A 22,700-nucleotide genomic window follows, 5' to 3' on the forward strand; every position below is an offset into this window, starting at 1 on the left:
TGCCCCGTTTCTCCCTAAGTCAAAAGACATTGTGTTTGATGACGAGCCCGAACCGGTATCATTGCAAGAAGCGTTATTCAAAAATTTATTTACCGCATGGCGAGAGCCGGATGGAAATAAACGGGCGGCAGAGGCATTGGAGAATATGGATTACCCCTCCTTTTGCAGCCTTTTACCGTATCGCAACTACGATGCCAAATCCGGTCTGTTTATCAATAAAACCACCATTGGTTTTGCGTTAGAGTGCACACCCTTAGTGGGGGCCAATGACAAAATTGTCGATGCACTGGATTATTTTTTGCGTAATAAGCTCCCACGCAAAATCCCCTTAACCTTTATGTTATTGGGCAGTAAGTGCATCAGTGAACAGCTAGGCTATGGTCTGAAAGACTTTGGGTGGCAAGGTGAAGAAGCGGAGAAGTTTAACCATATCACGCGTGCGTTTTACGAGCGCGGTGCCTTGGTGGGGTTAGATAACAAGCTCAATCTGCCGTTATCACTACGCAATTACCGTTTGTTTGTGTGTTATGCCGAAGAGCATAAAAAAGCCGATGCCCTGACGTTACAAAAAGTAAATCAAACCCTCAGTATCGTCATGGAGTCCTTGGCTGGCGCATCCCTGCACTGTGAGCAAATGAACGATAAAGGGTTACTGCAACTGGTACGTGAAATCAGCAACTTTCGGCATGACCAGATTTCATTGCCAAGTAGCAAAGTTGATCCGTATGAATCGCTCAACGACCAATGTGCTGACCGTTCGTTAACGCTAGAAATCCGCCCCGACGCCATTCATCAGTCGTTATCGATGGAAAAAGGTCAAAAAAGCCAAACCCGTATCATGAATTATATGTTGGAGAAAAACCCGACACAGTTTGCCTTGTGGCAAACGGGCGATAACTTGAGTAATTTGCTTGATCCTGCGTCCAGTGTGTCCTGCCCGTTCGCCATTACCATGACCGTGTATGTTGAAGATTTGGTGAAAACCCAAAATGAGGCCAAGCGAAAATTTATTACCAATAACAGTCGGGCTAACTCCAAGTACATCAATTGGGTGCCTGGGGTTAAGCGTAAAGCCGATGAGTGGAAGGGGCTACAGAGTGGGCTGGATACCAATCAAATTGCCCTCGCACGTTTCAGTTACGGTATCACTTTATTTTGCGAAGACGATGATGATAAAGCGTTAAAAGCAGAAATGGCGTTGATGAATACCTACACCACCAATTATTTGAAGCTGTGTCCACCGACCTTTATGCAATTACGCAACTACTTGGCGCTGTTCCCTTTTGTGATGCAAGAAGGGCTGTGGGGGGATATGGTACGTTCTGGCGGCACGCTGAGGGCCAAAACCTTTAATGTCGCCAATTTATTGCCTGTGGTGGCTGATAATCGAATTTGTCAAAAAGGCTTACCTATCCCGTCGTATCGGCATCAACTCTCCTTTCTCGACATTTTTGAGCGGGGTTCAGGTCTCGGTAACGACAACTTTAATGCCGCCGTTTGTGGGACGTCAGGCAGTGGTAAATCGTTCCTCATGCAAGCGCTTATTCGTCAAGTGCTTGATGCAGGCGGTTGGGCGTATGTGTTGGATATGGGGGATTCGTATAAAGAACTGTGTCACAGCCTCGGGGGCGTTTATGTTGATGCCCGTGACCTTAAGTTTAATCCTTTTGCGGGGGTCGTGGACATTAAAGAGGCTGCAGAAAGTATTCGTGACCTGCTCATCGTGTTGGCGAATCCTTCCGGTGATATGGATGACGTGTCCAAATCCATCTTACTTAATGCCGTTCAAGAGGTATGGGAAGGAAAAGGGCCAAATGGACGTAAAGGGAATAAAGTCCTGATTGATGACGTTCATGATTACCTCGAAGCCGAAGTGAAAGCCGCTTATTTTGATCCGCAAAGTACGGTTCAAAATAAGATGCAAGAAATCATTGTGGCATTGAAAAAATACACCACCAAAGGGCTGTACGGGGCGTATTTTAACAGTGACAAACCGGCACTGAATGAGCAGGTGCGTTTTACCGTACTTGAAATGGGTGGACTGCAAAACAAGCCCGACCTGTTAGCGGCGGTCATGTTTTCCATGATGATATTCATCCAACAACGAATGTATTTAACTCCGCGCAGTATCAAAAAACTCGCGGCCATTGATGAAGGTTGGAAACTGCTGGATAACAAGAGCTCCTTTGTCGCCGACTTTATTGAAGGCGGCTATCGAACTGCCCGTAAATACGGTGGCTCTTACATTACCATCTCGCAAGGGATTGACGACTTTGACGGTGATGGCGCCAGCACCGCCGCGAAAGCCGCGTGGAGTAACTCCTCCTTCAAAATTATCTTGCGCCAAAATATGGAAGCGTTCCGTAAATACAATCAGAAGAACCCCGACCAGTTCAATCCTGTTGAACGCACCATTATTGAAGGGTTCCCTGCCGCAGGGGATGCACACTTTAGTGCCTTTATGCTGCGAATTGCGGGGCGCTCCTCATTCCATCGGTTGGTAACCGATCCGATTAGCCGGGCATTGTACTCAACCGATGGGGATGACTTCCAATTTCGTGAAAACCGCATGGCGGAAGGACTGTCACAACAAGCGGCGTTATTGGCACTAGCTCAACGCAAATTCCCACAAGAAATGGAGACCTTATCCCAATGGCAGAGTCAAACACGACATTAGTCGACAAGGCAGTCAAAACGCCTGCACGGGGCATGAACCGTCGCCGCAAACAATGCTTAAAAGCCATGAGCTTTTTTATGGTCATTGCGGTGGTACTGAGTTTCAGTATTTCGGTGTTTGTGGTGCGCTGGCTTGCCCCAGTCACCGTCACTTTCGACATGACAGGCACGGTCAACCAGTATCAGCAACAGATGGCCCTGCAATTTAATGCAGAAAACCCATTGAATGAACAGCAAATCGCGGAAGCCACCCACCGTTTTCAAGTGGCGCTCAGTGACAGTTTATCCGAGTACCAACACACCCATCAGGCCCTGATTTTAGTCACCCCTGCGGTGGTGATGGGCGCAGAAGATATCACTGTCGATATTCAAGCCGCGATCGTCGACAAAATGGCGCAATAAGGAGGGGAAATGAAGCGAATGCGACAGTCTACAATGGTATTGCTGTTTTGTTTACCTTGTCTTGTTACCGCCAAAGGCCTCGGTGTCTGGGGGGATGTGTACCCCGTTCAAGAGCAAAGTATGTTGGACTTTATTCAGGGGCGGTTAAAGCAGATGGAGGGTACGGGGGAAATCGCGCAGATGCAGCAGGATTTTAAAGATCGCGTGATTGAAAATACCCTGCGTCCACCGCCTGTGGATTGGCTCAGTACGGATACTGAAGCACACACACTGTGGTACGACCCGACGTTCACGGTTCAAGGGGATTATGCCGATCACAATGGCGTGGTGTTTGCCCGCCAAGGCGACAAAATAAACCCACTCAGTCACGTGGCACTCGGGCAAACCTTGTACTTTTTAGATGCGGATGATCCGCGCCAAATCGCGTGGATGAATGCACAGCAGCCCGCGACCTTGCGTTATAAAGTCATTTTAACCAACGGCAATATCAAGGAGGCCACACAGGCGCTGAATACGCGTGTGTTCTTTGACCAAGGGGGCAGTTTAAGTCGTCAGCTCGGGCTTCAGTATATTCCCGCCGTCGTCACACAAGAGGGCGACAAACTCAAAATCGTCTCAGTAGCAATGCAGGAGGGGCGATGAGTAAATTCATCCGTTGGTTATTGAGTATTTGCGTCCTTGGCTGTGTGAGTGTGACAACGCTAGCCAAAGCCGATGCGATGTGCGAGGGGAATTTTGTCAACCCGATCACCGATATTTGTTGGGATTGCCTGTTTCCAATGACCATTGGTAATGTCCCCGTTTTCCCAGGTGTGGCACCGGATACAGAAAACCCTTCGATGCCGATACAGATTTGCCCGATGGGAATTTTATACCGCATTGGTCTTGCCATTGGCTATTGGGAGCCCTTTGCCCTAACGGATGTGACGCGTTCACCGTATTGCATGGTGAATTTAGGCGGCTTTAACATCAATGTCGGTAAAATGGGCGGGGGCAAAGGTACGCAAAATGACCCTGCCACTCAAGGGGCGTTCTACCATGTGCATTGGTACAAATACCCGCTGACCTATTGGCTCAATATCATTACCTCGGCAGGCTGTTTAGAGCGCGGGGATATGGATATCGCCTATTTGTCGGAGTTAGATCCCTTGTGGAATGACAGTTCGTTGTCGTCGATTATTGCCCCTGAAGCGTTTGTGTTTGCCAATCCTATCGCGCAAGGGGCGTGTGCTGCGGATGCGATTGCCAGTATTGGCAGCAAGCCCTTAAATGCGCTCTTTTGGTGTGCGGGTTCTCAAGGCAGTATGTATCCGTTTACGGGGTATACGGGGAATGAATTTAGCCCACAGGCTTCCTCGGTTCTGCTGTCTGAGCGCATGGCGTTTAAATTACATCGGCAAGGGTTGGTGATGAACAGCGTTGGGAAAAATCAGGAGGTGTGCTACACCTATCCGTCCCCGATTATCCCGAAAGACCGTTATCGCTATCAAATGGTGAATATGTACCCGGATACCGCGCAATGTCATCCTTTTGGTCGGTCCGTGATGCGCTGGCAAACGGGGCATGCCTCACCCAACAGTCGTAAAAACTTCGGTTATCTCATTTGGCGTAAACGTAACTGCGTTTTCCTCTAACACGAGGTCCTTTTCATGAAATCCGTTTTCTTTTTATTCGTAAGCTTGGTGCTTGCGCCAGTTGGTTATGCCTTAACGGATGACCAACAGTTTTTAGAACAGCTACGCGACCAAAGCGCGGCCATGCTCGAACAGTCCTTGCCGACGGATGGTTTTAAACCCCCTGAAATTTCGGCCAAGGATAAAGCCTGGATTGATAGCTTATTAGCCAAACAGCAGCAAGCGCAGCAACAAGTTGCCGATGTGGCTAAAGCTCAAGCAGCTCAGGAAAGTCCGTTTATCTATTTTGTGTCGTTTTCTATTCCTGAAGCGGGACTCAAACAGATGGTGCCGGAGGCCACGCAGCTTGGTATCCCCACCTTGATTAATGGCTTGATTGACAATGACTTTCGCAAAACCGCCACGGCGGTATTTGAATTAACCAAAGATAGCGGGGAGGGGGGCGTACAAATCGACCCGAAAACCTTTACACAATACGGCATTACGCAAGTGCCTGCACTGGTGGTGCGCTGTGAGCAAGGCTTTGATGTGATGTACGGCAATATTCGTTTGGTATCCGCCATTGAACGGATTGCCAGCAGTGGCGATTGTCATCAGGTTGCTCAGGATTGGCTGGTATCGAGGGCACGATAATGAAACGGTTATTGATTGCATTATGTGGCGTGGGGGCTCTGTCACTGGGGTTTGCGGCCAATGATTATAAAGCCGGGTCAGAATTTGCCAGTGGCCTAAAAAACAAAGGCACAGACACGATAAAAAACACCAATCCCGCCAATATCATCCCGAACTATACCGCCAATCCGTCAGAAAGTGGCTATTACGGCGGGGTGACATCAGGCGCAGCCTCGGGGCTGGAAAATGCGGGCATGAAAGCCATGAATGAGACGGATGCGGGGCAAACCACGATGGAGGTGATGAAAAATCGCCCACCGGATAAGTTGGATTTGGATGCCCCGTTCTTAAAAGCGGGCATTGATATGCGAGAAAAGGCGGAGTCGGAAAGCGGGCAAATTACTGTCCCGTGTCAGGATGTGACGCTGGATAAAACTGAAATCACGTCACACCAATGTGAGCGAACGCCCGCCGCCAGTTTAGCCTGTACTCGCACAGCCAAAATCACCTGGGAGGAGGTTGACGGGTGGGAAAACCAAACGATTGTTGTGCCGCCCTCTGATTTTGCTTACCACTGGCATGGTGACCGCTGGTCGTTTTCTTTTAAATCCCCCGTCACGGGCACCATTCAAAGTGCAACCTTAACACTGAACTCGGGATTTTTATTTAATCAGCATGTCATTTTTATGAATACGACGTTTCAAATGTTAAATGCAAGTCGCTATACATTAAATGCACGAAATATGGCGTTGAAAGAGGGAGAAATTATTGCCTCCAATCGGATTTGTGTCGGTAACAATGGCGAGTTGTGCCGGGTGGGTATTCAAGAATTGGTCTATCAAGCTTTTGCGTCGACAAAAACCGCGACCTTAACCTTAAATATGATGGTGACGGTTAACGTTAAAACGCCATCACCGAAAATTGAATGGGTTGAGCACTGTCCGTTTGATAAATCCGAAGAAGTGAAGGTGGAAACCCAATGTACGGAAAAAGGGGGCACGAAAACGGTCACGGTGGGCGGTAAAAAATACGATGTTTATAGCGAGTGTTGGCAGTACACCGATTATTACGCCAAGCAGTCAGCAGACAATGGCAGCTGCGGTGACTACATGAAAAATCCCGCCTGTACCATTGTGAAAACCACTTGCATTGAATCTGTTGGCAGTACGTGTTTGCGTGAGCAAGCGGTGTTTTCCTGTGAAAAAGGGCTGACGGGAGGCGGGAAAATGTGCGGTGTTGAACTGATTTGTGCCAGTGGCGAATGTGACCAAATCAAGAATGACAAAGCGAACAGTTTCCAAAAAGCGGTATCCGCGTTAGCCGCTGTGGCGGCTGCTGGGGAAGATGTGGCAGAGCTCAATGACGTGAATGTCAGGGCCTTTACGGGTCAGCGTTATACCTGTCGTAAAGCCGCAGCAGGGTTTAATAACTGCTGTAAAAGTGGCGGTTGGGGGAGTGATGTGGGGCTGGCGCACTGTGACAGTGAAGAAAAAGCCCTCGGTAAAGCCAAAAATCGTAATCTGACTATTTATGTCGGCTCCTATTGCTCAAATAAAGTCCTCGGGGTGTGTCTTCAGAAGAAAGAAGCCTACTGCGTGTTTGACAGTAAGCTCGCCAAAATCGTGCAAGAGCAAGGGCGTGGCGGGCAGTTACGCATTGGTTTTGGTAGCGCCAAAAACAGTGATTGTCGCGGTATTACCGTCGATGAGTTGCAGGCCATTAACTTTGACCGCTTGAACTTTGCGGATTTCTATTCCGATTTGGAATCAGGCACCGATATTCCGGCTGACCAAGAACTGATTGACCGCGTGAAAAATCAAATCGCCAATGGCCTGCAAGGTCAGGGAGGGCAAGGATGATAAGACGGATTTTAATATTGCTCATCAGTCTGGCGATACCTGGAGCGGGATTGGCCAACAATGAGGAAAGGGTTGAAACACGAACGTATGTGGATGAACCCATCGTCGGTTGGCACTGGTATAACGAGCCGCAACCGGAAGAGGATGAGGAGCCGCCAGAGCCAGAGCAAATTCCGCTTTCGACGTTATCACCGACGGTGCAAAAAAAGGTAATGCAAAAGTTAACGGAAGAAGCGTTAGATGCGGCGATTATGCAGCCGTCTCCACAAAATGCCCTGCGATACATGGCGTATCAGCGCTTTTGGTTGGAGCAGTCCGGTAAATTTGAGCGGTCAGTAAAAAAGGGGTTATTGCTTGACCCTACCCTTGATTACAACTTAGAGCACAGCCATTACAACAGTACCGTGCCACTGCAACTATCCCAGCTACAAGATAAGGAAAAAGCCGCGATTCAATCGTTGTCGTCTCAATACGGTGTGTTTTTCTTTTATCGCGGGCAAGACCCACTGGATAACCAGTTAGCCACCGTAGTTCGGGAATTTGCGCAGTCACACAACATTGCGCTTATTTCCGTATCGATTGATGGCGTTCGCAGTGAAGCCCTGCCAGAGACGCGACCGGATACGGGGCAGGTTGCCAAGATGGGTATCACCCATTTTCCTGCCTTGTTCTTAGTTGACCCAAAAAGTGAACATTACCAACCGCTTGCGTATGGGTTTATGACCCAAGATGCGTTAGCACGCCGCTTTTTAGATGTAGCCACGGATTTTAAGCCTAATTATTAAGGATAAAGACATGACAAAGCCCACGATAAAAGAACGATTAATTGAAAATACCTTGATTTACCTTGGTATGACGTTGATTTTTGCCTCATTGATTTTTTATGGATTGATCCATTACTTAATCGATATACGCCACGGTGTTTTAAGTGAGTCTACAAAGCAAACCCTTCAGATGATACAAGAAACGGGCATGGTGTTTATTTTTGCGTTAGGGGCAGCGACATGTTTAGCGGGCATGTTCTATGCCGTGATTAAAGCCTGGCAGCGCATCAAAGCCCCAACCGTATTTCCGGAGGATGAGGAGAAAACATCGTGAGAATAATGATGCTGGCCATGATGCTATTTTTCAGTGGTTTGGTACAGGCGAGTGTAATGGACGATATTGCGGAACTTGAAGCCCATAAAACAGCCCCTTCAGAACGTGAAACGGTGATTGAAGAAGAAACTCGGACAACTAATATTAATACGGTTGCCGTTAAGCCGTACCGATTACCGAATGGAAAGGTCATCAATTTAAATGATTATACCTTGGTGTTGTTTATGCAAGCTAAGTGCCCGTACTGCCAACAATTTGACCCGCAATTAGCCTTACTGTCAGCGCAAACGGGATTTAAGGTTTTTGCGTACACGCTCGATGGTCAAGGCGATATGGCGTTTCCCAATGCCATTCCTGCCCCCGCTGAGGTGGTGCAGACTTTTTTTGGTGCAGGGATGCAAGTCGTGACACCTTCTGTATTTCTAGTTGAGGTGAACACATTGCGGACATACCCACTGTTACAAGGGCTGACGGATATGCAAGATGTGATGAACCGTATCCACAGTAATTTAATGTTAGCCACACAGTAAAAGTCATGGTGATAGTTGGATAGGATAGGGGTAGTCAAAAGACGCATTTAACCCTGCCCCTATTTTTATCCTTTAAAAATAGAGGTCGTCTGATGAGTGATAATCAAGTAGATACCCAAGCTTAACTGGGGATGGATGATTGACGGCGGGTTTAATGACACTTATCAATTGTGTTTTGCACTGAGGCTTTGTGGACATCGTCGAGGGTATTATCGCTACTGGCGGCCGTCAATCAACCATGATTTTGCGGTTATTGAGAAGATACTCATTACCGAGTTTGGTTCTCATTCTTCAATGAAATAAAGCTATTTCGTTCGTTATCTCCCTTTAATCTCACGTTTAAATTTAATGCCGACACGCAATGACTTTGCGGGTAATGGCACTCAATAAGGTTTACCCACAATGAATGATTTAATTAACCCTATTCCTTGCTGGAATAAGGCGATAAACCCTGCCTTATTTTCGTGTTGGCCTATTTATCTTCAATTCGGAGGCCTCAATGCGTAAAGGACTCATTGCTGTCATATGTTCGGCATTACTCAGCCAAACGGTGGCAGTTGCCAATGTGAACAGCGACATGAACAACTTCTTCAATAAGTTGGGCTTTGAAGGTAATGCCACCGACGCCCGCGCCTGGGAGGGGCAAGCCGCAGGCTATGCCACAGGCGGTAATTTATTCCTGCGTAGCCAAGTGAAGCAGTTGCAAATTGCGTCATTCACACCGCCATCCATCAATGCAGGGTGTGGGGGAATTGATGCGTACCTTGGGTCATTTTCTTATATGAACAGTGAGCAGCTACAGCAATTTATTAAACAGATGATGACCAATGGTGCAGGGTATTTATTTGATTTGGCGTTGCAAACCACCGTACCTGAACTGAAATCGGCAAAAGACTTTGTGCAAAAAATGGCGTCAGATATCAATAGTATGAATATTTCATCGTGTCAGGCCGCGCAAGGCATTATTGGCGGGCTGTGGCCCACCAATAGCGTGGCTTCGCAAAAAATCTGTCAAGACATTGGTGGAGAAACCAACTTGTTTTCAGACTGGGCGGCTTCCCGTCAAGGGTGTACGGTCGGCGGTCAGATGAATAACGCCTTTAATAAAGCCCCTGAGAACATGAAAGACCAAATCATGCAGAATAAAAACTTGATGTGGGAAATCTTAGCCAAAAGTCAGTTTTTATCCGGTGATAACGAGTTAAAAGAGTTGGTCATGAACCTGACAGGCACACTCATTTTTGATGCCAAGGGGAATGTCAAAAGCACCATTCCCAAAGTGAACCGGCAAGAACTCATTAAAACCTTAATGGAAGGCGGCACCATGACCATTGAAGGGTGCGTCTCTACTGTGGATTGTTTGGAGCTAAAAAGTAAGCAAATCACCATCAGCAGTAAAAATGGACTTATCTCGATGACCAAAACCATGATTGAAGGCATTCAAGGCAAGTTGCGCAGCGATGAGGGGTTAAGTGCCAAAGAAAAAGGCTTCATTCAAAGTACCTCTATCCCGATTTTGAAGTACTTGGTTGACCCGATGCAATTGAATATCCAAGCTAATTTATTACCCGCCCTGGCTGATTATATTGCGTATGACATTTTACTTCAGTACCTGCAGGAGTTGATTGACCAAGCAAAAGGGGCAATGGGAAGCCGAAATTACATGGAAGAAGCGGTGAAACCGCTACGGGAAAATATTGCCGAAGCCTCTCGCCAATTGGAATCCCTGCAACAAATGGTCAACACCAAGGCCAATGTCTTGATTGAACTGGAGCGACAAATGAGTTACTTACGCCAACAAACCTCCAGTCAGCTGCAAGAACGTTTTATGCAAAACACCCGCTTCAATATCGTCAATCCTGAAACACAAAAATAAAGGAGCCGTAATATGGCCGTGATAGATACCGTCTATGTGCTCGGCGGCGGTGAATACATGATGCAAGTATTCAACGGTGTCGCTGCATTGATAGGCTCTGATACATGGGACTCCATGTTCCGCATTGTATTATCGATTTCTGCGGTATCCGTATTTATATCGTTCATGAAAGCGCATGACCCGAAGGAGTTGATTAAATTTACCGCGATGATTGTGTTGGTCTCCAGTGTGTTGTTAGTCCCGAAACGGACAGTGCAAATTATTGACCGCACCAACCCGACAGGCGTCTACTTAGTCGACAATGTCCCGTTAGGGTTAGCGGCCCCCGCTAAATTTATTACCTCGATTGGCACGGGATTGACTGAGTTGTATGACACGATATTCCATACCCCTGACTCATTAACGTACAGTAAAACCGGCATGTTATTTGGGGCAAACCTGGTTGGTAATCTCAGTGATGCTATGATGGTTGATGGTGATTTGGCGGAATTGATGGGTCTTTACACCAAAAACTGTGTCATCGGGGATATTTTAATTAACCACAAATATTCATTCCAAGAGCTGATGAGTAGCCGTGACCCTTACACGCTCATTTTCCAAAAACCAAGCCCTTTACGTGGCATTATTGTGCCCTACGGTAACACTGCCGCGGTGGGTGGGAACGGGGTTGCTCAAAGTGGTTTCTGGACGTGTGCAGATATTGCGAAACATGTCTTAATGCCGAAACTCAATATTGATACACAAACGGGCGGAAAAACCTGGAATTACATGGTGAAACAAATCTTTGGCGGCCGTCCTGATGCCAATGTGTTGTACAGTAATATGATGGGGGATAGTTATAATTTTTATTACCAAGGGGCAGAAACCGCCAGTCAGTTAATGCGAAATTCGGTGGTGATGAATGCGCTGAAAAATGGCATCAGCGCCTACAGCGCACAAAGTGGCGATACCGCCAGTTTAGTGAACTTAGCCTCCACGTCGTCATACAATAAAATGCGATTAAGTTGGGCGACGTCATCCCAAGTGGCGGTTTCTTTTGTGCCGATATTGAATACCATTTTGTTATCCTTAGTGATTGCGTTATTTCCCATTTTTATCTTATTGGCGGTCATTCATTCACTTTCGGTGAAAATGTTATTCAACTACATCATGTCCATCATTTACCTGCAATCCTGGCCGCCGATGTTTGCCATTTTAAATTATGCGACCAGTTTTTACTTACAGGGAAAAACTAACGGCTTAGATTTTAATCTGGCGAATCAAGCCAGTATCCAACAAATGCACAGTGATATCGGGTTAATTGCCGGTTGGTTATCCATATCGATACCCTTTATTGCAGTTGCAATAGTGAAAGGATTAGGTCCTGCAATCGCGCAAGCGGGGAACTATTTAGGCACCGCCATCAACAGTTCGGCGACAGCCACTTCCTCACAAGCGGCGGACGGAACCTGGTCATTTAATAATATGCAAACGGGGAATGTAGCAGGCAATAAATGGGATACCAATGCCAGCTTCCGTGATGGTCAGATGACACGGCAACTGGCCAGTGGGGCAAGCAGCACGGTAACCAGTAGTGGCCAAGAAGTGATGGATATCAGTGGCGCGATGTCGAGATTACCGGTATCCATTAAAGGCAGTGAGGCAGTGGTGAGTTCGTTACAACAAAGTGCGAAGTTCGCTAAAACTCAAGCCGCGCAGTCGCTGAGTGCGTTCCAAAGTTCAGTGAATTCCGCATGGAATCAAGCGTCACAATTTACTAAGCAATTTGGTAACAGTGCAACAGCATCAACCTCTACAGATTCGGGATTGAGTGGCAATCAGGCCGAAGGCTTTAAGAAAGTGATTAACGCCACAGAAACGCGAGCAAAAAATGACAACATTAGCAATGAAGAGGCATTTGCCAAGCTCTTGAGTGAGAGCTTTGATGCGTCTAAAACCATGGGGGCAAAAGCGGAAGGCGGGATATCACTCCCAGTTATTGGGGGAGCTCAAGCATATACCGATGGTAATACCCGAGATACGGACAGTAAGCAAAGCAGCGTACAAGAGCGAAGTTCAAGGCATCAAGATACACGCAGTGAATCTGGTTCACAAACGAACCGCGACTTTACTGAAGGCTTAGATATGCTCAATAGCAGCAAAATCTCGGAAGGAACCAATCGACACGATAATGAGGCGAATTCAGAGATTAATCAAATTGTTGCAACACTGAATGTAGCGAAAAACCAATATGAGCAATACTCAAATAGCTTAACGGAAAGTAAGGAGTTAAGTGATATGGCGAGCTTCGCTCAAAATAACAGTGCGCAGATTGACAGTAATTTAGATCAAGAGTTTGCCAGCTACGTCAGGCAAAAAGCACCAAGTCAAGCAGATGAATTACTCAGTAATACCAGTGATATCCGTGTGGCAAAAGAAAGGGATGCTTTGGCTCAATCGTTTGTCAAAGAGCGGTTACTACCAAAACTGGAGAGTGAATACTCTCAAAATCGTGGAAATATCGAAGCTAAAGGTGCAGCTGCTTCAGGTGGAAATCTACCCTCATCGAGTGATTTAATTGCTGAACATGAATCCAATGACAAACGGATTAAATCGATGAGTGAAGGAGCAGAAATAAAACATGATACAGCTCAAAATGTACTCGCAAAAGAGGCGTCAACAAAAGGAAATATTGCTAATATTAAAAATGATATAGAGAAAGGAAAAAAAGAAATTGACCTACGAAAAAATGAGCTTGAAATTAATCATCAAGTAGAGATAAAAAAACAAGAAACAAAGTTTAAAGAGGAGCAAGATCATAAGAAAAAAGCTGGTTTAATAGTGGATGATCGGCCGATAGAAAAGAAACCAGGCTCTAATGGAATAATGGATCCTGAGGATTTTTACAAAAAAAATAGTGATTGAGTCTGCATTTTAGGTTAAATAGTAGTTATTAGATTAAATTAAGGAATTAAAATGGTAAAAAGAATCAGTGTTTTTATTTTGATTTTTGTTTCATTCTTTTCTTATTCAAAAGTAAGTGTTATAGGATTAATAATAAATCAAGATACTAAAAAAATAGTGGCTGAAAAATACACTATAAAAAATGACAAGTCTCAATGGAGATGGGATTTGCTTCCAATGGAAGTGAAAGTTGATCATATCAAAAAAGCAGACGTTTCATTTGATGGCGATATTTTAAAAGGTGTGTGGCTTACATTACCTAAAGATAATTTTAATTATTTCAATGAAATACTAAAAAACAAATATGCATTGAAAGAAGAAAATACACCATTTTTAGGTGATAAGTATGCTATTTTTGAAAAAGAAAATGTTATTATTTGGATTCAGGCAAAACATATGTCTTTTGATATGAATGTTGTATATATGGATAAAGTATTTAAAGAAAAACTAGAAAAAGATATTAATGAAATAAAACAAGAAAGCAGAGAACGACTCATTGAACAACTATAATCCTAACGCACTTCGTTTGTTAACAGTCTATTCCCCTTAATAATAAATTTTTCAGGGGAATAGACTGTCTCGTCTCAAGAGGTTTCCAATGGCTGATGAAATTGATGTCTCTCAAGCTGAGAGCGATTTTTTGCTGTCTCTAAGATTGAGTCAACGTGCTCAATATCAGGGGCAGAGTGCAAAAGTTTGCGTCGAGTGCGGTGATAATATCCCGCTGGCTCGTCGAATCGCCTTACCTGGTGTTCAGCACTGCGTGGGTTGTGTCGAGCGCCAAGAGTTGTTCCGTTCCAGATAATGATTTTTCACATTCATACCCCGAATTTTTCCAAATATCTATTGAGGTTACAATGAAAAATATAATCCGTAATAAAGCGGTGTTCGCTTTATCGTTACTATTTTTGTCAAATATCACCTATTCATCAGAAGAAAAGAATAAACTTGATGAAGTTATGCTTTATTTTACATTATCTCAATGCAGTGAGTACGTGATTGGTACTCAACATCCCGATAAAACGCTTGATGACAATATAACAACTTATTTGGATTATCTTAGAATAGACAAAAAGGATATTTCGTTTCTCTCACAAGAAATCATTAAATTTAAAGACACCTTACCCACATTAGACCCTGTGTTATTTAAAGATAATGAAAATAGAGATAAAGAAGTTTCATTTTGTGCAATAGCCTCAGCGCATTATATTGAACAGTTAAAGAATAAATTGGGATTAACAAAATAAGTGACCTTCCTTCTCCGACTTTAAATCCTATTTTTTTCCTTATTAATTTAGAGTGATTTCATTATGAGTTCAACCAAGCATATTACGCAGGGTGGACAAGTCTTTAGCTATATGCTCGGCATGTTCATGCAAGTCAATAAGCGAATATCTTTTTGGCTTATTCTATTTTTCTTGATGATCTTCCCGATTATTTTTTATTTTAAAGTGCCACTGCAAGAAATTAAAAATGGCGGATTATATTGGTGGTTATATTTAACCGCAGGCGGTGAAAAAGCCTTATATCGCGTGGCACCCATTTATGAAGTGGATTTTGATGGCCAACTTTATCGGTTTACCTCAGATGCGATATTAAAAGACGATTATATGATCTATGCCGGAAATATCGTGCTACAAGAATTGGGATTATCCTTATTATGGGCATGTATTGTCGTCATTGTGCTGTTTTTTGTCATCTACCGAGTATTTCATGGCTTAGGTAAGCGCCAAGCGAATGATGATGTGATTGGTGGGCGTACACTCACGGAAGATATTAAGCATGTTCGCAATATGCTGCATGCACGACGCGAAGCGTCGCCTATTACTTTTGATGGGTTACCCCTGAAGCTTAACAGTGAAGTGCAAAACATGCTAATGCACGGTACGCCCGGTTCAGGAAAATCAAATACCCTCAATAAATTACTTATCCAGCTTCGCAAACGCGGCGATATGGTGATTGTTTATGATAAAGGGTGTTCCTTAATCAAACAGCATTACAATGAGAACATTGATAAGCTACTGAACCCATTGGATAAACGGTGTGAAAATTGGGATTTGTGGAGTGAATGCGTCACTATCCCTGATTTTGACAGCGCGTCCAATACGCTTATTCCCCAAAGCACTTCAGAAGATCCGTTTTGGACAGGGTCGGCGCGTACCATTTTTACGACTGTCGCGGCTAAACTCGGTAAGGATGATAAGCGAAGCTATAACAAATTATTGCGTACCTTATTGGCCATTGATCTTAAGACGTTGCGTGCGTATGTCGCAGGAACGGAAGCCAGTAACTTGATGGAAGAGAAGGTGGAAAAGACTGCCATTTCAATTCGGGGTGTCTTGACTATCTATGTTAAAGCGCTGCGCTACCTACAAGGGATTGAGCGTAATGGTAAACCGCCATTTGCGATCCGTGAATGGATGAAAACCGTCAACGAGAAAAAAGACCGTCACGGTTGGTTGTGGATCACCAGTAATGAACGTGAACATGAGTCTCTAAAACCGTTAATTTCCATGTGGTTATCGCAAGCGGCGAATACGTTACTGGAAATGGGTGATAACCGCGAGCGCCGAGTGTGGTTTATCTATGACGAATTGATTTCATTGCACCAGTTACCGAATTTACCCCTCATTTTGTCACAAGGCCGTAAATTTGGCGGATGTTTTATTCTTGGCTTTCAAAATAAAGCACAACTGAATGTGACTTATGGTAATGAAAATGCTGATGCAATGATGGATTTACTGAATACCCGCTTTTTCTTTCGTTCTCCCGATGAAAGTATCGCTAATTGGGTACGCGGTCAGCTCGGGCAAACGCGTAAAAAAGTGGCCAGTGAGCAATACAGCTTCGGGCCTGAAACAGTACGCGACGGTGTGTCATTCAGTAAGCAGCAAGAGGATGTGGATTTAATCAACTACTCCGATGTGCAAAAACTGCCCGATTTAACGTGTTATATCACATTGCCTGGGGAATACCCGGTCATTAAGCACGCCATGAAATATGAAAAGCTGAAAGTCATCGCGGAAGAATTTATCCCACGACAAATCAATGACAGCTTAGACCAAGAGATTGAAGCTGAAATTGACGAGCGGTTAAGCCTGGGGGCGCTGCCTGACGTGGTTAATCAGGCCATTGATAGCTTAATTAGCGGTAAACCGATTGAAACACCCGTTGATACGGCACAAAACAATATCGCTCCGGAAGTGGCTCAGACTCAACCACAGTCTATCGTTGAGCTCACATCGCAGTCAGTCACACAAAACTCCACGCCGATAACATCGGAAACCGCAGCATCTGGCAATCCACCGGAAGCCCAAGGCGGGCAGGAGGTCATCATTGATAACGTCTTGGTGAATACGGAAACAGGGGAAGTTTTGGGGGCAGTCGTTGAACAAGAGGAAAATCCACAAGACCTGTATGACAGTTACACGCGCATGCGGCAGGACGAAAAGGAAATTTTTAACCGACCCAAACCTTCCCAAGAAAAGCCAAAACACATAAATGATGATCATGATGAACCGGAGATGTGGTGATGCTGACTGTTGCACCGATTGCCAATAATGCGGCAAATTATTATACCCATGAAGACAATTATTATTTTCTCGGCAACCTTGAAGCCCGCTGGATGGGTGAAGGTGCTAAATCACTTGGATTAGAAGGCGAAGTCACTAAAGACCAATTAGGTGGGATCCTTGAGGGGCGCTTACCCAATGGCCAAAGTCTTGAGCGGATGGAAAACGGTAAAAATGCGCACCGTGAAGGGCATGACTTAACGTTTTCAGCACCCAAAAGTGTCTCGGTATTAGGACTTGTTCTTGGCGATAAGCGTATGATTGACGCACATAATCATGCCGTCGAGGTCGCCCTGAAAGAAGTGGAGAGCCTCGCGTCAACGCGAGTGATGGTTGACGGAAAAACGTCGCTGGAAATGACCAAAAACTTAGTTATCGCGGCATTTAACCATGATACGTCCCGCGAGCACGATCCTTTAGTCCATACGCATGCTCTTGTGATGAACATGACCGAACACAATGGCGAGTGGCGCACGTTATCCAGTGATACACAGCAAAAAAGCGGCTTTAGTGAGGCGGTTTATGCCTTACAAGTGTCATTAGGGCAAATCTACCGCCATGCTTTACGTGAGCGTGTGGAAAGCTTTGGCATGCAAACCCATGAAACAGGCAAGAATGGATTATGGGAAATTGTGGGCGTGCCCGTTGTGCCGTTTTCTCAGCGGCATTACCAAATCATGGATGCGGTGGGGCATGAAGCCTCACTCAAATCCCGTGATGTGGCCGCCCTCGATACGCGTCAAGCCAAAACAACCCCTGAAAAAAGTGAGTTGTTGACCGACTGGTTTGACCGCTTGGATAAAAATGGCTTTGGCCCTGAAGAACGCAAAGCGTTTTACGCTGAAGCCGAGCAGCGTCTTGCCAAAGGCCAGATGGGTGATACCTCTCGGGATATACAGCCCGATATTACCCGCGCTGTCACTGATGCGATTGCGTTACTCAGTGATAAGCAGCTTAGTATGACTTACAGCCAAGTGTTGGCTAAAACGCTTGGGGGATTGGAAGCCCGTGCGGGCATGATAGCGCAGGTGCGTGAAGCGATTGATGTGGCGATTGAACAGCGTCAACTTATTCCACTGGATGAGAAAAAAGGGTTGTTTACCTCGTCCATTCATTTAATGGACGAGCTGAAGCTGCAACAAATCGCCACCGACATGAAGCAACATAACCGTACCGTCAGTTTTCAGGTGCGGACAGAAACCCTCACGCCAGTCATGGAAAAAGTGGCGGACACCTTACCCAATATTGCGATTGTGGCCAGTCAAGGGCTTGGTAAAGCGCAGCGAGACGGGGTATTAGACGGTGTCACGATGGCCCAATCACAAGGGCGTGACGTGGCTGTAATGACCCTTGATGCGACCAGCGGTAAAGCGTTTGCCAATGATAATCGCTTTGCCACTGTGCCAAAAATGACGCTGGGTGATGGTCAACCACTCAAGCCCAACAGTACCTTAGTGGTGGCTAATGCGGAAAAACTGTCATTGAAATCGGCCTTATCTCTACTGGAAAATGCTCAATCTGCCAATGTGCAGGTGCTCATGATGGACAGTGGCGGCCGTAAAGGTACGGGAAACGTGTTGGCGACGCTGCAAGATGCGGGGGTGCCACGTTTTAAAGGTGAGTCTTCCGCTGTCTTGACGGTGAAAACGGCACACATTCCCGATAAAAATCATCGTTATGCGGCATTGGCGGCGGATTATGCACAGCTACACAGTGACATGAAACCCGTGGTTGCGCAGGTCAGTGGCGTTCGGGAACAAAAAATTGTCACTGACACCATTCGCCAAACGCTCACTGAGCGGGGCATGCTCAGTGAAAAAACGGTGACGGTGACACAGCTCAAACCCGTGTGGCTCGACAGCCATTCGCGCAAGCAAATCGACAGCTACCGTGAAGGCATGGTGATGGAGCGTTGGAATGCGGATAAAAAAGAGGTTGAACGTTACACCATTGACCGTGTGACGCCTGAAACTCGGTCGGTCACGTTGCTTGACAGTCAAGGGCAAAAACAGGTGATGAAACCGCAGCAATTTGATGGCCAATGGAGTGCGTATCAACGCCAAACGATGGACATCAAGCAAGGCGAGCAGTTAACGATATTGGCGAAGCAAAATAAGCTCTCTGCACGTGACAGGGTCACGGTAACTGGGTTTATGCCAAACGCAATAATGGTTAATTTCAACGGAAAAACGCACCGTATTGATGTACGAGACGGTGTCAAAGCCGATTATGGTTATGTTACCGCGCCAGGGCAACAGGCTAACGATACGGGCACAGTGTTATTGGCCGCATCAGCACGGGATACGCAACCCACATTACTCAATACGGCTGCGCGCAGTGGTGAACATATTACCGTGTATACGCCACTGGATAAGATGGAAACCGAGCGTCGTTTATCGCGTTCGCCAGTCTATCAGCAAGCGCGGCAGTTAGCGGGGGTTGAAGGGTTAGACAGCAAAGCCATTGAACAAGCCGTCGATAAAGCCACGGAAGCGTTATTGTCTAAGCCCGAAAAAGCCCTGCAACAAGGCATGGCGTTAGCACAAGAGAGTCAGGTTTTTTTCTCGCGCATCGATGCAATTGCCAAAGCGTTACCATTACACAACTCGCTCGACAGTCAATCGCTTGGGAAAGCTTTTGACCGCTTAGTCGCCCAAAAAGCCATCATCCCCGTGACCAGTGGTAAAGGCGCAGCCCAACAACGCTACGTGACGGCCAGTACGTGGGAGATGGAAAAGCAAATCCTGACCACCATTTTAGCCGGCAAAGGAACACAAACCCCACTGATGGAGTCTGTTCCTGAAGCCGTACTGGAAGGGCTAACGGAGGGGCAAAAGGCCGCCACTACATTGATTTTAACCACGCGTGACCAGTTTGTCGGCATACAAGGCTATGCCGGGGTGGGGAAAACAACTCAGCTGAAGGCTGTTCTCAAGGCCTTGGAAACACTCCCTGAGACGCAGCGACCGGAAGTGATAGGTCTTGCCCCCACACACCGAGCGGTGGGGGAAATGGCCGCTGTGGGGGTGAAATCACAAACCTTGCATGCCTTTTTGATGGATGCGAATCAACGCCAACAGCAAGGGGAAGTGCTGGATTTTAAAAACACCCTCTTTTTAGTCGACGAAGGTTCGATGGTCGGAAACAAAATTATGACTGAAGTGTTAGACGTGATTGGGCGCGGTGGCGGGCGAGCGCCGATTTCAGGGGATAGGGCGCAGCTATTGTCGGTGGACAGTGGTACACCGTTTTCCCTCGCGCAAGACCGTTCAACGCTGACGACTGCGGTTGTGAACGAAATTGTACGGCAAAGACCCGAGCTTCGCCCTGCGATTGAAGCCATCATAGCCGGTAATATTCAAACTGCGATGGATACGATGAATCGCGTGACGCCTGATGTGGTTCCCCGTCGCGCGGGGGCGGAATTCCCCGAACAGTCGGTGATAAATTCAGGCGACAAGGTCATCACACATATTCTTGATGACTATCGCGGACGAACGGTTGAAGCCCAAAAAGAGACACTGATTGTGGCACAAACCAACCGCGATAAAGATGAACTTAATCGCGGTATTCATCAAATCTTAGTCGAGCAAGGGCAATTACAAGGGGGAAAAGACGTCCCGATATTGGTGCGTGAAAGTACGCGCACAGAGGCCTTGTTATCAACGGCAGGACTGGCAAAACATGCCGGTAAAATTGCCCTCATCCAAGAGCAGTACTATCGGATTGAGGTGACTCAAGAGGGCGTCAGTGACGGAGTTGTGACCCTGGTTGATGAACAAGGCAAAAGGCATTTACTTTCGGCCTTTGAAAGTAGCTTGCTGGATATTGGTATTTACCGCCAAGAAACCCGTCATATCGCCGCAGGGGAAAAAATCAACTTTACTCGCACGGATAAAGAGCGCGGACGCGTGATGAACAGTGACTGGACGGTCAGTGAAGTCAGTGGTAACGGGCAAATCACCATTACTAAGGGCGATGAGTCACGCGTGCTTAGCCCGAATAGCGAATTGACAGACCAACATCTGGATTACGGTTATGCGGGCACGGCACACAAAGCGCAAGGGGCAAGTAGCTTGTATGTGATTGTCCTTGGGGGGGTTGAGTCAGGACGACGTATGCTGGCCACCTTACGTGATGCGTATGTGGCTTTATCTCGTACTAAAGCGCACGTGCAAACCTACAGTGATGATTTGGATAAATGGACAAAAGCCATTGAAAACCCCGGAAACCGGAAGACCGCGCATGATGTGTTGCTGGCTGAGCAAGACCGTGCCGCCAAAGTCGGTAATCAACTGTTTGACCATGCGAAACCCCTTAATGATACGGCGATTGGTCGCGCTTTAAGTCGGCAAATGGGGCTCGGTGAATCCCATGAAGGGAAGTTTGTTTATCCGTCCACCAAGCACCCCGAGCCACATGTGGCGTGGCCCGCATTTAATGAACACGGTAAAGCCCAAGGTACGGTGTTACAAGCGATTGAACTTGAAGAGGATAAATTGAAGGGGCTTCGTGCTGAAGTGCGCTTACTGGGAAGCGAGCAGGCACAATTTATTGTCGTCAAACCCAGTCAAAACGGGCACACCGTGATTGTGAACAGTCTAGAATCCGCTTTTGAGACGATGGCACAGCAACCCGAACAGGGTGTGGTGGTGCAACTCAATCCGGATGAACGTTTACACACGGCCATGATTGAAAAAATCACGCAAGGGGAAGTGGATAACGCCTATTCCAACCCGAATACCGCGCAAACCGATAAAGCAGACAGTGACCCGAAAAACCTGCAAACCCCCGAGGAGCAGGCGATTGATAAAGCCTTAAAAGAGGCTGAAGCTGCCCTGCGTCAGCAAGCGAACAGCGAGCCTAAAGTGCCAGAACTGAGCGAGGACGAACTGAGGCAGGTGATGGCGCAAGAGCGTGATAGCTTACTTAAAGGGGAACATGACTTAATGGAGGCGAAAGAGCGAGTCATTGAAAAGGCCGTTCAGTTTGAGCGTGAACATCAGCAACAACAACGAGACGTTTTGCGTCAACAAGAGCGTGAAATGGTGATGGAAAAATCCCGTGACCGTGAGTTTGGTGATTAACACCCTGTTATTTTAGTTTTAACCCGCATTGTCGGCGATTTCCGCCAGTTTCGTTTAGTTTTCTCTCGCGTCGAACCTCAAGTTTTATCACAAATTTTGTGAATAAATCGCGTCTTTATCGTGAAGACGTTGCTTGAATGCGCATAGAGTGCTAAATTAGCCGACAATTGATGTGAATTTTGTGGTCGCCACGCCGAAAGGTGGCAAGAGATGGGATGTAACACACAAACATGTGCTGTGAACCCAAATAGAAAACCCCTGTAATCTTCTTCTATCTTGGCGGACCGAGGAAAGATTATCAGGGGTCATCAGAGTAATTCCGCTAGGGGTAATGTTGAACTCCTAGCGGGGAGTATAGAATTATGTGCAAAAAAATTCAACTCCTTCCGTACAACATAAGTGCGGAGAGAC

16 protein-coding genes are annotated in these 22,700 nt (G+C 46.4%); all 16 read left to right on the forward strand.

What is annotated here, in order from left to right; genetic code table 11:
• Positions 1 to 31: 31 nt before the first annotated feature.
• The 16 genes from traC to traI all read left to right on the forward strand — a co-directional run bounded on the left by traC (position 32) and on the right by traI (position 22,289).
• Positions 32 to 2,677, forward strand: coding sequence for a type IV secretion system protein TraC (gene traC / locus P3L37_RS21295; RefSeq protein WP_272667554.1), 2,646 nt, complete (start codon positions 32 to 34; stop codon positions 2,675 to 2,677).
• Complete coding sequence (trbI, locus tag P3L37_RS21300; protein ID WP_140172757.1) at positions 2,653 to 3,078, forward strand: type-F conjugative transfer system protein TrbI; 426 nt, start codon at positions 2,653 to 2,655, stop codon at positions 3,076 to 3,078. Before traC ends, trbI begins: the two co-directional genes overlap by 25 nt.
• Positions 3,079 to 3,096: 18 nt before the next feature.
• Entirely contained in the window at positions 3,097 to 3,720 is a 624-nt protein-coding gene (traW, locus tag P3L37_RS21305; protein ID WP_140172791.1) for a type-F conjugative transfer system protein TraW, read from the forward strand.
• Complete coding sequence (gene traU / locus P3L37_RS21310; RefSeq protein ID WP_140172756.1) at positions 3,717 to 4,712, forward strand: conjugal transfer pilus assembly protein TraU; 996 nt, start codon at positions 3,717 to 3,719, stop codon at positions 4,710 to 4,712. Before traW ends, traU begins: the two co-directional genes overlap by 4 nt.
• Positions 4,713 to 4,727: 15 nt before the next feature.
• Positions 4,728 to 5,345: a type-F conjugative transfer system pilin assembly protein TrbC gene (gene trbC, locus P3L37_RS21315; protein WP_140172755.1), complete on the forward strand. Its 618-nt coding sequence runs from the start codon at positions 4,728 to 4,730 to the stop codon at positions 5,343 to 5,345.
• Positions 5,345 to 7,183, forward strand: a complete 1,839-nt coding sequence (locus P3L37_RS21320) for a conjugal transfer protein TraN (protein WP_140172754.1) — start codon at positions 5,345 to 5,347, stop codon at positions 7,181 to 7,183. Before trbC ends, P3L37_RS21320 begins: the two co-directional genes overlap by 1 nt.
• Positions 7,180 to 7,968 carry a type-F conjugative transfer system pilin assembly protein TraF gene (gene traF, locus P3L37_RS21325; RefSeq protein ID WP_140172753.1) on the forward strand — a complete coding sequence of 263 codons (789 nt, stop codon included), beginning with the start codon at positions 7,180 to 7,182 and terminating at the stop codon, positions 7,966 to 7,968. Before P3L37_RS21320 ends, traF begins: the two co-directional genes overlap by 4 nt.
• Before the next feature lie 10 nt (positions 7,969 to 7,978).
• Positions 7,979 to 8,281 (forward strand): hypothetical protein, encoded by a 303-nt coding sequence (locus P3L37_RS21330; protein ID WP_071548969.1) that lies wholly within the window; start codon positions 7,979 to 7,981, stop codon positions 8,279 to 8,281.
• Between the two features lie 5 nt (positions 8,282 to 8,286).
• Positions 8,287 to 8,811: a type-F conjugative transfer system pilin assembly thiol-disulfide isomerase TrbB gene (gene trbB / locus P3L37_RS21335; protein WP_257468655.1), complete on the forward strand. Its 525-nt coding sequence runs from the start codon at positions 8,287 to 8,289 to the stop codon at positions 8,809 to 8,811.
• Positions 8,812 to 9,310: 499 nt separating this feature from the next.
• Positions 9,311 to 10,687, forward strand: coding sequence for a conjugal transfer pilus assembly protein TraH (gene traH / locus P3L37_RS21340; RefSeq protein ID WP_140172752.1), 1,377 nt, complete (start codon positions 9,311 to 9,313; stop codon positions 10,685 to 10,687).
• A gap of 12 nt (positions 10,688 to 10,699) precedes the next feature.
• Positions 10,700 to 13,591, forward strand: coding sequence for a conjugal transfer mating-pair stabilization protein TraG (traG, locus tag P3L37_RS21345; RefSeq protein WP_220693749.1), 2,892 nt, complete (start codon positions 10,700 to 10,702; stop codon positions 13,589 to 13,591).
• Positions 13,592 to 13,642: 51 nt separating this feature from the next.
• The gene (locus tag P3L37_RS21350) at positions 13,643 to 14,140 is read left to right on the forward strand and encodes a hypothetical protein (protein ID WP_140172750.1); all 498 of its coding nucleotides are present in this window, start codon (positions 13,643 to 13,645) and stop codon (positions 14,138 to 14,140) included.
• Between the two features lie 88 nt (positions 14,141 to 14,228).
• Complete coding sequence (locus P3L37_RS21355) at positions 14,229 to 14,435, forward strand: TraR/DksA C4-type zinc finger protein (RefSeq protein ID WP_071548975.1); 207 nt, start codon at positions 14,229 to 14,231, stop codon at positions 14,433 to 14,435.
• Between the two features lie 52 nt (positions 14,436 to 14,487).
• The gene (locus P3L37_RS21360; protein WP_140172749.1) at positions 14,488 to 14,877 is read left to right on the forward strand and encodes a hypothetical protein; all 390 of its coding nucleotides are present in this window, start codon (positions 14,488 to 14,490) and stop codon (positions 14,875 to 14,877) included.
• 63 nt (positions 14,878 to 14,940) lie between these two features.
• Positions 14,941 to 17,163: a type IV conjugative transfer system coupling protein TraD gene (gene traD, locus P3L37_RS21365; protein WP_140172748.1), complete on the forward strand. Its 2,223-nt coding sequence runs from the start codon at positions 14,941 to 14,943 to the stop codon at positions 17,161 to 17,163.
• The gene (gene traI, locus P3L37_RS21370; RefSeq protein ID WP_220693750.1) at positions 17,163 to 22,289 is read left to right on the forward strand and encodes a conjugative transfer relaxase/helicase TraI; all 5,127 of its coding nucleotides are present in this window, start codon (positions 17,163 to 17,165) and stop codon (positions 22,287 to 22,289) included. The genes traD and traI overlap by 1 nt, the downstream gene beginning before the upstream one ends.
• The last annotated feature ends 411 nt before the right edge of the window (positions 22,290 to 22,700 follow it).

It is taken from the genome of Providencia sp. PROV114 (assembly GCF_032704305.1).
Classification (GTDB): Bacteria; Pseudomonadota; Gammaproteobacteria; order Enterobacterales; family Enterobacteriaceae; genus Providencia; species Providencia rettgeri.